The sequence below is a fragment of the Nocardia sienata NBRC 100364 genome, assembly GCF_001613205.1.
GTDB classification, from domain to species: Bacteria; Actinomycetota; Actinomycetes; order Mycobacteriales; family Mycobacteriaceae; genus Nocardia; species Nocardia sienata.
The window spans coordinates 19781-34436 of the sequence record NZ_BDBX01000067.1 but is presented as its reverse complement, the minus strand read 5'-3'; the positions used below and the strand labels follow the sequence as shown (position 1 = coordinate 34436).

Annotated in this window: 11 protein-coding genes and 1 pseudogene; 5 read left to right on the top strand and 7 right to left on the bottom strand. The window is 69.2% G+C overall.

Features of this window, described 5'->3' with window-relative positions:
* The coding region (locus NS4_RS28560; RefSeq protein ID WP_245665811.1) for a UvrD-helicase domain-containing protein at positions 1-356 on the bottom strand (356 nt) is incomplete at its 3' end.
* 96 nt (positions 357-452) lie between these two features.
* Between NS4_RS28560 and NS4_RS28555 the strand changes: the two genes are divergently transcribed.
* Together NS4_RS28555 and NS4_RS28550 are read left to right on the top strand one after the other, a co-directional pair.
* The gene (locus NS4_RS28555; protein WP_063062584.1) at positions 453-1229 is read left to right on the top strand and encodes an alpha/beta hydrolase; all 777 of its coding nucleotides are present in this window, start codon (positions 453-455) and stop codon (positions 1227-1229) included.
* On the top strand, positions 1229-1525 hold the full coding sequence (locus tag NS4_RS28550; RefSeq protein WP_063062583.1) for an MGMT family protein: 297 nt from the start codon (positions 1229-1231) through the stop codon (positions 1523-1525). Before NS4_RS28555 ends, NS4_RS28550 begins: the two co-directional genes overlap by 1 nt.
* Before the next feature lie 22 nt (positions 1526-1547).
* Here NS4_RS28550 and NS4_RS28545 read toward each other — a convergent pair whose 3' ends face one another.
* Both NS4_RS28545 and NS4_RS31805 read right to left on the bottom strand, forming a co-directional pair.
* Positions 1548-2339: an amino acid ABC transporter ATP-binding protein gene (locus NS4_RS28545; RefSeq protein ID WP_063062582.1), complete on the bottom strand. Its 792-nt coding sequence runs from the start codon at positions 2337-2339 to the stop codon at positions 1548-1550.
* Positions 2336-3814 carry an ABC transporter substrate-binding protein/permease gene (locus tag NS4_RS31805; protein WP_245665809.1) on the bottom strand — a complete coding sequence of 493 codons (1479 nt, stop codon included), beginning with the start codon at positions 3812-3814 and terminating at the stop codon, positions 2336-2338. The genes NS4_RS28545 and NS4_RS31805 overlap by 4 nt, the downstream gene beginning before the upstream one ends.
* 175 nt (positions 3815-3989) lie before the next feature.
* Between NS4_RS31805 and NS4_RS28535 the strand changes: the two genes are divergently transcribed.
* Positions 3990-5774, top strand: a complete 1785-nt coding sequence (locus NS4_RS28535) for an NTP transferase domain-containing protein (RefSeq protein ID WP_063062581.1) — start codon at positions 3990-3992, stop codon at positions 5772-5774.
* Positions 5775-5936: 162 nt separating this feature from the next.
* Here NS4_RS28535 and narI read toward each other — a convergent pair whose 3' ends face one another.
* The 4 genes from narI to NS4_RS28515 all read right to left on the bottom strand — a co-directional run bounded on the left by narI (position 5937) and on the right by NS4_RS28515 (position 13162).
* On the bottom strand, positions 5937-6677 hold the full coding sequence (gene narI / locus NS4_RS28530) for a respiratory nitrate reductase subunit gamma (protein ID WP_063062580.1): 741 nt from the start codon (positions 6675-6677) through the stop codon (positions 5937-5939).
* Positions 6678-6741: 64 nt separating this feature from the next.
* Positions 6742-7422, bottom strand: coding sequence for a nitrate reductase molybdenum cofactor assembly chaperone (gene narJ / locus NS4_RS28525; protein ID WP_063062579.1), 681 nt, complete (start codon positions 7420-7422; stop codon positions 6742-6744).
* Positions 7423-7486: 64 nt separating this feature from the next.
* Positions 7487-9304, bottom strand: coding sequence for a nitrate reductase subunit beta (gene narH, locus NS4_RS28520; RefSeq protein WP_063062578.1), 1818 nt, complete (start codon positions 9302-9304; stop codon positions 7487-7489).
* 120 nt (positions 9305-9424) lie between these two features.
* Positions 9425-13162 (bottom strand): nitrate reductase subunit alpha, encoded by a 3738-nt coding sequence (locus tag NS4_RS28515; protein ID WP_063062577.1) that lies wholly within the window; start codon positions 13160-13162, stop codon positions 9425-9427.
* 456 nt (positions 13163-13618) lie between these two features.
* Here NS4_RS28515 and NS4_RS28510 point away from each other — a divergent pair, with 456 nt between their 5' ends.
* Positions 13619-14362, top strand: coding sequence for a chymotrypsin family serine protease (locus NS4_RS28510; protein ID WP_063062576.1), 744 nt, complete (start codon positions 13619-13621; stop codon positions 14360-14362).
* Positions 14363-14509: 147 nt separating this feature from the next.
* A pseudogene (locus NS4_RS33920) lies at positions 14510-14581 on the top strand (DUF6886 family protein); the annotation flags it as partial.
* Between the last annotated feature and the right edge of the window lie 75 nt (positions 14582-14656).

The following is a 14656-nucleotide window of genomic DNA, read 5'->3' as shown; positions in this document are numbered from 1 at the left end:
GCCGCCGCGTCCGCGGCGGCGACACCCGCGACTGCCGGGGCGCATACGGCCCAGTTGTCCAGCCGTTCGGTGAGCGCGTCCCGGGCGGTCGCGGCCGCCTGTTTGGAATGAGTGAGCAGCAGCACCGACTCCGGATCCGCACCGGCGGCGATCCGCGTCGCGGCCACATCGATCAGCAGGGCGGTCTTCCCGGTGCCCGGGCCCCCGAGTACCCGCCAGATCCGGTCCGGTTCCGGTTGCGCGGCGTTAACCGGCGGCGGGGCGGCGAACAGCGCGCCGACCTCGGCACCCCAGGTCCGAGCCCGGGGAGCCGCCGCTTTCCGGCGCACCAGCCGCACCGGCTTATCCGAACGCACCACGACGGCTATTCCAACAGACGGGGCCGACACCGCCGATACCCCGTCGCCACCGCACCCGCCACAGTCTCGGAGCGCTCGGATAGAAATGTCATTGTGCCCACACTGCATGTTCACCGTTTCGGCCCGGCGACCGGCCCGGTGGTGCTGGCTCTGCACGGCCTGACCGGCCACGGGAAACGCTGGGAAGCGCTGGCCACCGAGTTCCTGCCCGATATCCGGGTGCTCGCTCCCGACCTGCGCGGACACGGTCGTTCCACCGCACTGCCGCCGTGGGATCTCGAAACGATCGTCGCCGATCTGGCGGCGCTCGTCTCCGCCGAAACCGAGGAACCGGTGGTGGTGGCCGCCCACTCCTTCGGCGGGGCGTGCGCATTGCATCTGGCGCGGCGGCACCCGGACCTGGTCCGCGGCCTGGTGCTGCTGGATCCGGCCGTCGCACTGGACCCGGCGTGGTTGCACGAGATCGCCCAGGCCACCCTCGACTCGCCCGATTACACCGATGCCGACGAAGCCCGGATGGACAAACTCGCGACGGGCTGGAGCGCGGTCGCCCCCGACCTGCTACGCGCCGAACTCGACGAGCATCTGGTGCCCGCCGCGAGTGGCCGGATGCGCTGGCGGGTGGATACCGCGGCACTTATCGCGTATTGGGGTCAGCTCGCACGTGACCTGGTACTTCCCGATCCCGGTCTGCCGACTGCGCTGGTCCGGGCCACGAAGGTGGATCCGCCGTTCGTGACGCCCGAACTTCGCGCCGCACTGGCCGACCGGCTCGGCGAGGCGCTGACCGTGCACGAATGGGATTGCGAGCATATGGTCGCCCAGATCCTGCCGGGCGAGACCGCGGCGCTGATCCGGGCCGCGCTCTGATGGTCACCAGCGACGAACAGATCGAACGCGTCCGCGAACTGGTCGCGGCGATTCCGCCGGGCCGGGTAGCGACCTACGGCGATATCGCCGCGGCGGCCGGACTGTCGACCCCGCGGACGGTGGGCTGGATCATGCGTACCGATGCCGCCGATCTGCCCTGGCACCGGGTGCTGGGCGCCTCGGGCAGACCGGCCGCCCACCTCGCCGAGCGGCAGCTGCGGCTGCTCGCGGCCGAGGGCGTACCCGTCACCGACGGCCGGGTCGCGCTGCGTACCGCACGTCACCGGTTCGAGTGAACCGCGTCCGGGGCCGCGCCGGTCAGCCGGGTTCGAGCACGCGTTGCAGGAACCGCCGCGTCCGCTCTTCGCGCGGCGCGCCGATCACCTGATCCGCCGGGCCCCGCTCGACGATGACACCCTCGTCGAGGAACAGGACCTGATCGGCCACCTGCTGCGCGAACCGGATCTCATGGGTGACGATCACCATCGTCCAGTCCTGGGTGGCGAGCTCCTTGATCACCGCGAGCACCTCACCGACCAGTTCGGGATCCAGCGCCGAAGTCGGCTCGTCGAACAGCACCACTCGCGGTTTCAGCGCCAGGGCGCGCGCGATCCCGACCCGCTGCTGCTGGCCTCCCGAGAGCTGGAACGGGTAGGCGTCCGCGCGGTCGGCCAGACCGACCTGCGCCAGCAGGGTCCGTGCCTCGGCGACGGCCTCCTCCCGGGGCCGCCGCTGGGCGACGACCGGACCTTCGACGATGTTCTCCAGCACCGTGCGATGTGGGAAGAGGTTGTGCGACTGGAAGACCATTCCGCTCTGCGCGCGCAGCCGGCTCGCCTCCCGGCGCCCCGCCCGGCCGCGGGGCAGCCGGGCGAAGTCGATCTCCACATCGTCGATGCCGACCACTCCCCGCTCCGGGATGTCCAGCGCGTCGAGTGCGCGCAGCACCGTGGTCTTGCCCGAACCCGAAGGGCCCAGCAGGACGGTCACGGTCCCCCGCCGGGACTCGAAATCGATACCGCGCAGCACTCGCCGGTCGCCGAAGGACTTCTCCAGGCCGCGCACCCGGATCCGGGCGGGCTCGGTGTTCTGGCCGGTGGTGTCGGTCATTTCGCCACATACCTGTCGAGTCGGGTCTCCAGTCGTTTCTGACCGGCGGAGAGGGCCACGCAGATCACCCAGTAGTACAGCGCGGCGAACGTGTAGAGCGCGAGGAATTCGTTGCTTTCGGCCGCCGCGAGCTGGGCTTCCCGGAACAGCTCGGTCAGCAGCACCACCGAGCCCAGGGAAGTGTCCTTGAGCAGGGAGAGCAGAGTGTTCGACAGTGGCGGCACCGCGGTTCGGGTGGCCTGCGGAAGGATGATGCGGCGCAATGTCTGCGCATAGCCGAGGCCGACGGTGGCCGCTGCCTCGAACTGCCCTTTCGGCACGGACAGGATCGCCGATCGGATCACCTCGGCCGCATAGCCGGCCACATTCAGACTGAACGCGATCACGGCCGCGAGGAACGGATCGAACTTCAACCCGATCTGGGGCAGCCCGTAGAACACGATGAACAGCTGGACCAGCAACGGTGTACCGCGAATGATCGAGATGAACGCGCGGGCCGGACCGGCCAGGAGCCGGTAGGAGGAGATCCGCGCGAGCGCGACCAGCAATGCGAGTACCAGCCCGATCGCGAAACTCAGCGCGGTCAGCGGGATCGTCACCTTCACCAGCCCGACGAACATGGGCCACGCCGCGCCACGCAGCACTTCCCAGGTGTCGCGGTGGCCGCGCCCTCCGGACAGGTCGGCGCTGCCGCCGTCGGGTACCGAGACATCGGCCCGGAAGTATTTCTGCGAGATGGCGGTGAGCGTCCCGTCGGCGGCCAGCGCGGCGATCGCCCGGTCGGCCTGGTCGAGCAGAGCCGAATCGTCCTTACGGAAGGCGAGGACCTGTTCGCTGGTCTGCGCTCCGGCATCACCGACGATCTCGATATCGGTGGAACCGGTACCGGCCAGATAGTCGAGCACGGCGATGTTGTCGTTGACGATCGCGTCGACCCGGCCCTGGGTGAGCAGCGCGGCGGCCTGCGTGAATCCTTCGACCGCTTCGACGTCGGCACCGGCATCGCGCGCCACCCGGGCCCAGTTGCTGGTGCTCGACTGCGCGGTGGTCCGGCCGGCCAGATCGTCCAGGGTCCGGATGCGCTCGTCACCCGTGCGCCGGACGATCACGCCGCGGGAGTAGGTGTAGGTATCGGACAGGCCGTATTTCGCCCGGCGCTCGTCGTTGACCGACACCTGGTTGGCGATGACGTCGATCCGGCCGGAGTCCAGGGCGGGAAAAATCGCATCCCATTGGGTTTCGACGAATTCCAGATCCCAGCCAGCCCGGTCGGCGATCGCCTCGATCACCTCGATGTCGTAGCCGGTCAGCTGCCGGCTGCGCGGATCGTGGAACGAGAACGGCGGATAGGTGCCCTCGGTGCCGACCCGGACCACCGGGCGGTCGGGCTCCTGCGCCGTCGCCACACCCACCTGCGTGGCCCCAGCGAGCACCAGCAGCAGAGACAGCACGATCCCCCTGAGCACATGTCGCATCGGCGACCCCCTCATCACGGCCGGAACCGGAAGCCGGCCCTCCGCAGGGACAGTAGTGCGCTGCGCGGCCCGGCGCCGGATAGACCGGCGCGCGCACTCGTCCCCCCGGTCCGCAATGCCCGGCGGCCGGTGCCTCCGGCGACCCATCGTCCCAGACGGCGAATAGCATGACCGTATGCCGAATTCTCCGCTGGCCCCGGACGTGATCGTGCTCGCCGGGGGGCGGGCCAGCCGTATGGGTGGTGTCGACAAACCGGGTCTCGTGGTCGGCGGACAGTCCATGCTGCAGACGGCACTGGTCGCGGTGGCCTCCCTCGGGCGGACGGTCGTGGTGGGGCCGCCGCGCCCGGAGCTCGCCGCCCATATCGTGCAGACCCGCGAGCCCGAGCCCGGCTCCGGGCCGGTGGCCGCGGTCGCCGCCGGTCTGGCCGCGCTCGGGGCCGAGCCCGCGCCCCGAGTCGTCGTCCTCGCCGCGGACCTGCCGTTCCTCACCGGGTCCGTGATCGGTGAATTGATCCGGCACAGTGGCGATTTCGATGCGGTGTTCGCCGCCGACGATTCCGGACGCCCCCAGTACCTGATCGGTGTGTGGCGGACCGAACCGCTCGCGGCCCGGATAGCCGAACTCGACAGCGTAATCAACCAGCCGATGAAAGCCCTCGTCCCGCTCCGCACGAGAATCGTGCCACTGCCCGGGGTCGACGATTGCGATACACCCGGCGAGATCGCCGCGGCGCGCACCGCGCTCGGCGACCGGGGCGGCGATGCCGCGCCCGCCGCTCCCCGAGCCGACACCGCGGTATCACTCGACCGGGCCCGGGAGCTGCTGCGTACCGGCCTGTCCCGCCTCCCCGAACGACAGGCGGATCTGCACGCGGTGCGCGGGGCCGCGCTGGCCGCACCACTCACCGCCGCCGAGGCCCTGCCCCGCTTCGACGTCTCCGCCATGGACGGCTACGCCGTCGCCGGGGACGGCCCGTGGGAGCTGCGCGCCGATATCGGCTTCGCCGGCGGGCAGCGACCCGACGGGCTGCGCCCGGGGGAAGCAGTGCGGATCGCCACCGGCGCACAGGTCCCGGAGGGCACCACCCGGGTACTGCGCGACGAATTCGCGCGGGTCACCGGCCACAGCGAATTGCGCCGGCTCCCGGAGACACCGCTGCGTTCCGATATCCGCCGGCGCGGCGAGGACCGCGCTCCCGGCGACGAGATCGCACCGGCCGGCACCGCGGTGAGTCCCGCGCTCGTCTCGGCCGCCGCGGCCGTCGAGGTCACCACCGCCACGGTTCGTGGCCCGGTCCGGGCTCGTATCGTCATGACCGGCGACGAGATCCGCAGCAGCGGCCCCTTACAGGCGGGGCAGACACGCGATTCGATCGGCCCGATCCTGCCCGATCTACTCGCCGCACACGGCGTGCCGGTGCTCGACCGGGTGCATCTGCGCGATACCGCCCACGGTTTCGACCAGGTCCTGGCCACCGCGGCCGACTGCGATCTCCTGGTCGTGGTCGGGGCCACCGGCGCAGGCGCGGCCGATCAGCTGCGCGGCGCCCTGGCGCGCTGCCGGGCCCGGCTGCTGGTGTCCCGGCTCGCACTGCGTCCGGGCGGGTCCACCGTCGTCGCCGAACTCCCTTCCACAACAACGGTTCTCGGCCTTCCCGGCAACCCCTACGCGGCGATCGCGACCTTACTCGCCCTGGTACCCGCCATCGTCGGCGGCCGGACCGGCGCGCATGCGCCCCGCCGGGCCGGCGGACCCCTGCGCAACGCGGCCGAGATCTCCGGCCCGGTGGCGCGGATCGTGCCCGCCCGATACGCGACACAGCCCGGCGGCGGTTGGGTGGGCGATCCGGCGATCCGCACCGCTCACCTCGGCGGTCTCATCGACCGCGACGGCCTGGTCGTCGTGCCCGCGGGGGCCCGCGACGACGACCACGTCGAGTTCATCGCTCTGGTCTAGCGCGAGTACCCGGCTCTGCTCGCAGCGGTGTGCACCGGTCGTAGCGGCGGCTCTCGCGGTGACCGGTGCGGCTCGCTGCGCCCGCACATGCCGGCGCCGATCGACGCGGCCTGATCCGGCCGGACCGCGCACTGGGACCGAGCTGTGCAGTGGCAGCCGGGTTCAGCTCCAGCGGTCCGGGGTGACCGGTGCGTCCCAGGCGCGGGCGTAGCGGCGCTTGTCCGGCCCGGCGACCTCTTTGCTGCGGTACACCACGTACGGCCGGACCAGGTAGCCGACCGGAGCGGAGAACATATGCACCAGCCGGGTGTACGGCCACACCGCGACCAGCGCGAGTACGAACAGGCCGTGTGCCTGGAACGTCCACGGCGTGCCGACCATCAGTTCGGGGTGGGGGCTCGCGGTGAACAGGCTGCGGAACCACGGGGACACGGTTTCCCGGTAGTTGTAGGTGCCCCACAGCAGATTGCTGCCCACGGTATTGAGCAGACCGGTGATCAGGGCGCCGCCGAGCAGGAAGTACATGAATTTGTCGTTGGCCGTGGTCGCCTTGCGGACCGCCGCGACGGTGAACCGGCGATAGAGCAGGATGCCGATACCGGTGAGGACCATGAGTCCTGCCACGGTGCCCGCGCTCACCGCGACCTGGTGGTACAGATGCTCGCCGATACCCACCGCCTCGGTCCACGATTCGGGGATCAGCACGCCCAGCACATGACCGGAGAACACCCCGAGCATGCCGAAATGGAACAGCGGGCTGCCCATCCGCAGCAGGCGTGATTCGTAGATCTGCGAGGACCGGGTGGTCCACCCGAACTGGTCGTTGCGGTAGCGCCAGATATGGCCGAGCACAAAGGAAGTGAAGGCCACGTAGGGCAGGGTCAGCCACAGCGCCGTAGTCATCGGGTCCTCCTCGGAGCAGGTACACGCGGTCTGCGGTGGCCGAGGCGAAGGAGCGGGTACCGCCTCATCGGCGGCCTTCCGATCGGTCCGGCATCGTCGGATCCAGGGCGAAGGGTTCGAGCCCGACCTCTTCCTCCGGCGGTCCCTGGGCGGCGAGTTCGGCGATCCGGCGCCGATCCGCCGTGGTGGGCGGAGCCAAGGTGGCGACGACCGCGGTCAGTACCCCCGCGTAGGGGGAGGCATTGTCGGCCAACGACAGCCGCAGCAGTTCCAGTACCGGCACGTGTTCGCCGAGCAGGCGTTCGCCGCCGATCGGATCGACGGTGGCCGCGAATTCCAGCAGGACGGGCAGATGGTCGGGCAGTTCGGCATCGCCGAGTTCCACTCCGGCGTGCCGGTAGGCGTGTTTGAAACGCAGCAGCGCCATCCCTCGCTTGCGGGTGTCGCCGTAGGCGTAGAAGGTCAGGTGCAGGGCGGCGCGGCGCCGCATATCGAAGGTCTCGACGTAGCGGGCGGCCAGTTCGAGTTCGGGTGTGGCGCGCACGTGGTCGCAGAATGCCAGCAGCGGTGTCCGTACCGACTCCGGCAGTTCACCGATCGCCGCCTCGATCCCGTCCAGCGTCGTGCGGAGCGCGGGGCCGGGGTAGTCCAGCAGCAGCGCGGCCGTGCGCCACACGATCCGGCGGTCCCGTTCGCTCATCGCCAGTGCCGGTGCGGGCCGGCGTCGGAGTTTCAGCAGCGCCATCGGTCACCCCTCGGAGCAGGTTCGTGCGGTCCGCGCAGGACGAAGCGGAGGTGGCGGTATCGCATCATCGGCGGACCTCCGTGGGTTCGGGTGCCACGGGCGCGTCAACCTGGGCCGGTGCGCCGAGCGCGTTCCCCTTCGTCCCGCCGGAGCCGTGGGTCCCGTTGTCGCCGTTTCCCCCGACTCCGGTCGCCGGCCGCCCGTCCGGGCCGTGACCGTTCGTACCTCGGCCCTCCGGGCCGTGGCCGTTCGAGCCCGGCCCGGCCGTCTTGCCGTTCGAGCCGCTCGCACCGACGGGCACCAGACCCGCTGTGCTCTGCCCGTCCCAGTTCAGCAGGTTGATCCGGCCGGTTTTCGTCTCCGGCGCGGCGTCGTTGGTATCGGTGAGGTGGAATTTGTCCACCATCTGGTCGAACGCTGTCATCCCCGGGCCGCCGTCGTTGTCCAGGCTGCATCCGGTCGCCAGCGAATCCAGTTCGTGGGCCTGCGCGCTCGCGCCTGTCGGGATCACGTAGCGGTGTTCGTATTTCGCGATGGCCAGCAGCCGGTACATGGCCTCGATCTCCTCGGGCTCGAGCCGGACCGAGGGTGCGATGGCCGGATCGGGTTCCTGACCGAGGTTGATCGAGCGCATGAACGCGCGCATCCCGGCCAGTCGCTGCAGCGCCGCCCGCACCGGCCCGATTTCACCAGCGGTGAACAGTTCGGCCAGGTACTCCACCGGGATCCGCAGCGCGTCGATGGCGCCGAAGAGGTTCGCGTGGTCTTCCCCGTCGTGCCCGGTTTCCGCCAGCACATCCACCACCGGGGACAGCGGCGGTACGTACCAGACCATCGGCATGGTGCGGTATTCCGGATGCAGCGGCAGCGCGATCTGATAGTCGACGATGAGTTTGTAGATCGGCGAATCCTGCGCGGCCTGGATCCATTCCGGGGAGATACCGGCGCGTTCGGCTTCGGCGACGACCCGCGGGTCGTGCGGGTTCAGGAAGACCCCGAGCTGGCTGGGATACAGATCCTTGTCCTCGGTGACCGACGCCGCGGCGAGCACCGCGTCGGCGTCGTAGAGCATCACGCCGATATAGCGCAGCCGTCCGACACAGGTTTCCGAGCACACCGTGGGAATACCGACCTCCACCCGCGGATAGCAGAAGGTGCACTTCTCGGCCTTACCGGTTTTGTGGTTGAAGTAGATCTTCTTGTACGGGCAGCCGGTGGTGCACTGCCGCCAGCCGCGGCATTTGTCCTGGTCCACCAGGACGATCCCGTCCTCGGACCGTTTGTAGATCGCCCCGGACGGGCAGGACGCCGCGCACGACGGATTGAGACAGTGCTCGCAGATCCGCGGCAGATAGAACATGAAGGTCTTGTCGAATTCGAGCTTCACCTGTTCGGAGACCCGGGCCAGCAGCGGGTCCCGGCCGACCTGATCGGGCCCCGAGCCGAGATCGTCGTCCCAGTTCGCACCCCAGGTGACCTTCGTATCGTCTCCGGTGAGCAGCGATTTCGGCCGCGCCACCGGAGTGGTGTCGATGGCCGGGGAGGACAGCAGATTGTCGTACTCGTAGCTCCAGGGCTCGTAGTAGTCCTCGATGGTCGGCAGGTCGGGGTTGGCGAAGATGTTCAGCAGCCGTTTCAGCCGCGAGCCCGACTTCAGTGTGAGCCGGCCGCGTCGGTCGAGTGTCCAGCCGCCCTTCCACTTCTCCTGGTCCTCGTACTGCCGCGGATAGCCCTGGCCGGGCCGGGTTTCCACATTGTTGAACCAGACATACTCGGTCCCACCGCGGTTGGTCCACGCCTGTTTACAGGTGACCGAACAGGTGTGGCAGCCGATGCATTTGTCGAGGTTCATGACCATGGCCATTTGCGCCATCACTCGCATATCTTGTCCTCCGGGGTCGCGGGCGGCTCGTGGTGGCGGCGCATCAGTGTTCCTTTCGACGTGATCGGGAGCGCTACGCGGTTACGCTGCGCTACCGCCTCCGCGCTCGACCCGATCACGTCAGTACTCCACCTGCTGGCTGCGGCGGCGGATGGTGGTGACCTCGTCGCGCTGATTACCGGTCGGGCCGTGGTAGTTCAGCGCGAACGACTGCTGGGCGTAACCGCCGATCAGATGGGTGGGTTTGATCATGATCCGGGTGAGCGCGTTGTGGATACCGCCGCGTTTGCCCTTGCCGGTGAAGGTTTTGCCCGCTGCGGCGGTGCCCTCGATCCGCGGGACATCCACGGCCCGGTCCTGCGCGTGGTACATGAATACGGTGCCCTCGGGCATCCGGTGCGAGACGATGGCGCGGGCCACCACCACACCGTTGCGGTTGATCGCCTCGATCCAGTCGTTGTCGGCCACCCCGATCTTGGCGGCGTCCTTCTCCGACATCCAGATGGTCTGGCCGCCGCGGGAGAGGGTCAGCATATGCAGGTTGTCCTGGTAGGCCGAATGGATCGACCATTTGGAGTGCGGGGTCAGGTAGCGCACGGTGACCCCGCCGTCGCCGATATCGCCGACGGCGGGTTCGGCGAACAGCGCGGTCATGTCCAGGGGCGGCCGGAAGGTCGGCAGCTGTTCGCCGAGTTCGATCATCCAGTCGTGGTCGAGATAGAAGTGCTGGCGGCCGGTGAGCGTATGCCACGGTTTGAGCCGTTCGGTGTTGATGGTGAACGGCGAATAGCGGCGCCCCCCGGTTTCGCTGCCCGACCACTCGGGTGAGGTGATCACCGGGACCGGCCGTGCCTGTGTATCGGCGAAAGTGATCCGCTTGCCCTCGTGTTCGGCCGCCAGATCGGCGAGTCCGGTGCCGGTGCGACGTTCCAGGGCCTGGAAACCCTCGACCGCGAGCCGCCCGTTGGTGGTGCCGGACAACGCGAGGATCGCCTCGGCGGCATGCCTGTCCTGGGCCAGCGAGGGCCGGCCCTGCGCCACTCCGGAGACCACGGTCCCGTTCGCCCCGGCCAGGTATTCCACCTCGGCGCCGGGATGGGTGGTGACGCCCTTGACGGTGAGTCCGAGGGTTTCCACCAGCGGCCCCAGCGCGGCCATCTTCTCCGCGATCTTCGCATAATCCCGTTCGACGACCACCAGTTTCGGCATGGTCTTGCCCGGGACCGGTTCGCATTCCCCGGCCTTCCAGTCCAGCACCCGTCCCCCGGCCTGGGCCATTGCATCCGGTGAATCGTGCTGCAGCGGCACCGCGACGATGTCCTTGCGCACCCCGAGATGTTTCTCGGCGAGCCAGGAGAAGCCGCGAGCGATGCGGTGGAATGCCTCGAAATCGGTTTTCGCCTCCCACGGCGGCGAGATGGCCGGGGTGAAGGCATGCACGAACGGATGCATATCCGTCGAGGACAGATCGTATTTCTCGTACCAGGTGGCGGCCGGGAGCACGATATCGGAGAACAGCGTGGTGCTGGTCATCCGGAAGTCCAGCGACAGCAGCAGATCGAGTTTCCCGGTGGCGGCTTCCTCGCGCCAGACCAGTTCCTCCGGACGCACCCCGGTGGTGTCGGTGGTCTGCAGATTGGAATCCGCGCCGAGCAGATGCCGGTGGAAGTACTCGTTGCCCTTACCGGAGGAGCCGAGCAGATTGGCCCGCCAGACGGTGAGCACGCGTGGGAAGTTCTCCGGGGCGTCGGGGTCTTCACAGGCGAAGCGCAGCTCCCCGGATTTCAGTCCGTCCACCACATGCTCGGCCGCGGTCCGGCCGGCCGCCTCGGCCTCGTCGGCCAGGTCGAGCGGGTTGCGATCGAAGGTCGGGTACGAGGGCATCCAGCCCAGCCGAGTCGCCAGCGCGATATTGTCCGCCGCCGTCCGGCCCGCGAACTTCCCCTTCGCCAGCGGCGAGGAGAAGACGTCGGCGGTGAACGGGTCGTAGCGCCACTGGTCGTTGGTCAGATACCAGAACACCGTGCCCTGCATCTGGCGTGGCGGGCGCTGCCAGTCCAGCCCGAACGCGAGGGTCGACCAGCCGGTCACCGGACGGCATTTCTCCTGGCCCACGTAATGCGCCCAGCCGCCGCCGTTCACGCCCTGGCAGCCGGTGAGCAGGGTCAGGGTGAAGAAGGACCGGTAGATCTGGTCGGAGTGGAACCAGTGATTGGTTCCGGCGCCCATGAGGATCATGGAGCGGCCGCCGGACCGGTCGGCATTGTCGGCGAATTCCCGCGCGATCCGCCGGGCCTGCGCGGCCGGGACACCGGTGAGGGCTTCCTGCCAGGCCGGGGTATAGGGCTCGGTGGCGTCGTCGTAGCCGGCCGGCCAGGTGCCGGGCAGGCCCGGACGGCCCACCGCGTACTGCGCGAGCAGCAGATCGAACACCGTGGTGACCCGTTTCCCGGCGACCGTCGCGGTCGGTACGCCGCGGGTCACGACGCCCGGGGTGTCGGTGTCGAACCGGGGGAACTGGACGGCCGCAGCGTCGTCGGTGCGGCCGTACAGCGTCAGGAGTGGCTCGATACCCCCGAGATCCAGATTCCAGCGTCCGGTGCCGTTCTCACCGAACCGGTCCCCCAGCGAACCGTTCGGCACCACCGGTACACCCGCATCGTCGAGCAGGACGGTCCGGAACTCCGCGCCCTCGTCGGAGTTGCCCAGATCGGCGGCGGTCAGGAACTTCCCGGGCACCGCCGTCCCGTCCGCGCCGTCGTCCAGGGTGATCAGGAAGGGCAGATCGGTGTACTTGCGGACGTAGTCCAGGAACCGGGGCGTCTCCCGGTCGACGAAGAACTCCCGTAGCACCACATGACCCATGGCCATGGCCAGCGCGGCGTCGGTCCCCGGCCGGGCGGCGACCCATTCGTCGGCGAACTTGGTGTTGTCGGCGTAATCCGGGGAGACCACCACGACCTTCTGACCGCGATAGCGGGCCTCGGTCATGTAGTGCGCGTCCGGAGTACGGGTCACCGGCACATTGGAACCCCACATGATGAGGTAGCCGGCGTCGAACCAGTCCGCCGACTCCGGGACATCGGTCTGGTCGCCGAACACCTGGGGCGAGGCCACCGGCAGATCGGCGTACCAGTCGTAGAACGACAGCATCGACCCACCCAGCAGCGAGATGAACCGGGCGCCGACCGCGTGACTGACCATCGACATGGCCGGGATCGGGGAGAATCCGGCGACACGGTCGGGTCCGTACTTCTTGATGGTGTGGACGTGGGCCGCGGCCGCGATTTCGGCGGCCTCCCACCATTCGGCGCGCACGAAACCGCCCTTGCCGCGCGCGGCCTTGTACCGGCGTGCGCGTTCGGGGTCCTCGATCAGATCGGCCCAGGCCAGTACCGGGTCCTTCAACCGGGTCTTGGCTTCCCGGTACAACTCCAGCAACGCACCCCGGACGTAGGGGTACCGCACCCGGGCCGGTGAGTAGGTGTACCAGGAGAAGGAGGCGCCGCGAGGGCAGCCGCGGGGTTCGTATTCGGGTTTGTCCGAGCCGACCGACGGATAGTCGGTCTGCTGGGACTCCCAGGTGATCACCCCGTCCTTCACATAGATCTTCCAGGAGCACGAACCCGTGCAGTTCACCCCGTGGGTGGAGCGCACCACCTTGTCGTGCGACCAGCGGTCCCGATAGAACTCGTCGGCGCCGCGGCCACCCACCTTGTGCACCGTGCGGTGGTCCGCGGAGACCTCGCCGCGCTGGAAATACTTGCCCAGCCGCAGCAGTGCGTCCCCGGCCGCCGATGCCCCGGGGTGCTGTTCCGCGGTGGTGTGCGCCGAGCCCGGAGTGCGTGAGACGACCACGACGCCCCCTTTTCTGCAAGCGGTGAAATCGAGCTGATGCTCCGACTGTAGGGACGCCGCCCGACCTGGCCAAACGCCGTTCTCACATCGAAAAGCGCAGGTCGGTGAGCTGTGAGGTCGCCGCAATCCGGTTGTCACGGCGGGCGGATGCGCGCGGCCCCGGCGGCGACCGATCTCCTGGGAAAACACGCGGGGGATGCGGCGGATGCGGCTTCCGGAAGGCCGGGCGGGGCCGCGACGGTGAAATATCGGAAATCGCCGCTTCTCCAGCGGTTTACATTTGTTTACACAGGCCGGAGTGGCCGCCGTCACCCGCCGTCCGCCCACCCGGCGTAGGCAGATCCTCACTTCCACCGGCTGGGAAGGGCCGCGACGGGCGGGCGAGCGCCCGATCGTCTACGCTGACTGCCCGATCCGACCGCGTCGGCGGTCGCTCGAGCAGGTTCGAGGTACGCGATGTTCAGCGTTTTCCGGCGGGGACGCAGTCGCCGCTCCCTATCCATCACCGCGGCGGTGTGCGCGGTGCTCGCCGCGGCCGGTACGGCGCTGTTCCCCGGATACCCGGCCGTGGCCGCACCCACCGCGGCCGCACCCACCGTAACGGTGTACCCGGGCATGGAGATCCGGCACACCGAGATCGCCGAGGGGAAGGCGGTCACCACCCGCTGCACCGTGGGACTCACCGGCTCGATCGGCGCGGCCCAGTACGCGGTGACCGCCGGCCACTGCTACCACCAGGGAATCGTCACCGACAAGGTCGGTAACCCGATCGGCTGGTTCGAAGTCCACCGCCCGGACGAGGGCCTGAAGTTCGGTTTCGGGTTGATCCGCCTCTACGACGGGATCGGCGTCGCCGCGTCCATGGGACGCTTCGGGCTGTCCACGGTGGATATGGAACCGCAACTGGGCCAGGAGGTCTGCAAGATCGGTGCGACCACCGGCTGGACCTGCGGGTCGATCACCGAGGCGAACGAGGAATGGCTCTACGCCACCAACGCGCTCGGCGCCGAGGCCGGCGATTCCGGTGGGGTGGTGTACCGCCAGACCGCCGACGGGCACGCCGCCTTCGTCGGGATCCTGGTGGCCTACGACGACGCCCGAGGTCGCAGTGCGGTCGTGGAACCGGCCGCCCTGCTGTTCGATCAGATCGACCGGTACGGCCCGACCCGCGAGGACCCGTTCGTCTGGTACCGGGTCTGATCCCTCCCGCCCGCCCCCTTCGCCAGGGTCGGTCCCGCGCGACCCGGACCCGGTGCGGTACTGCACTTCTCCGAAGACCCGGTGATCACCCGCTTCGTGCCGCATACGGCCGCGACCGCCCGGCAGTCCCCACCGTAGGTCTGTGCCGTGGACGCGGCCCGCACACCCGACTACTGGTTTCCCCGGCAATGCCCGCGGGCGATGGGCTGGGGCACGCCGGCGACAACCTGGGGTTCAGCGGCATCCGGTTGCGCGAGGGGCACTGACGGGCCGTCCGCCGCGATACCCGGCGAA

Coding starts and splice junctions, on each gene's coding strand:
- NS4_RS28550 (WP_063062583.1), top strand. CDS start 1,229: ATGGTCACCAGCGACGAACAGATCGAACGCGTCCGCGAACTGGTCGCG.
- NS4_RS28545 (WP_063062582.1), bottom strand. CDS start 2,339: ATGACCGACACCACCGGCCAGAACACCGAGCCCGCCCGGATCCGGGTG.
- NS4_RS31805 (WP_245665809.1), bottom strand. CDS start 3,814: ATGCGACATGTGCTCAGGGGGATCGTGCTGTCTCTGCTGCTGGTGCTC.
- NS4_RS28535 (WP_063062581.1), top strand. CDS start 3,990: ATGCCGAATTCTCCGCTGGCCCCGGACGTGATCGTGCTCGCCGGGGGG.
- narI (WP_063062580.1), bottom strand. CDS start 6,677: ATGACTACGGCGCTGTGGCTGACCCTGCCCTACGTGGCCTTCACTTCC.
- narJ (WP_063062579.1), bottom strand. CDS start 7,422: ATGGCGCTGCTGAAACTCCGACGCCGGCCCGCACCGGCACTGGCGATG.
- narH (WP_063062578.1), bottom strand. CDS start 9,304: ATGCGAGTGATGGCGCAAATGGCCATGGTCATGAACCTCGACAAATGC.
- NS4_RS28510 (WP_063062576.1), top strand. CDS start 13,619: ATGTTCAGCGTTTTCCGGCGGGGACGCAGTCGCCGCTCCCTATCCATC.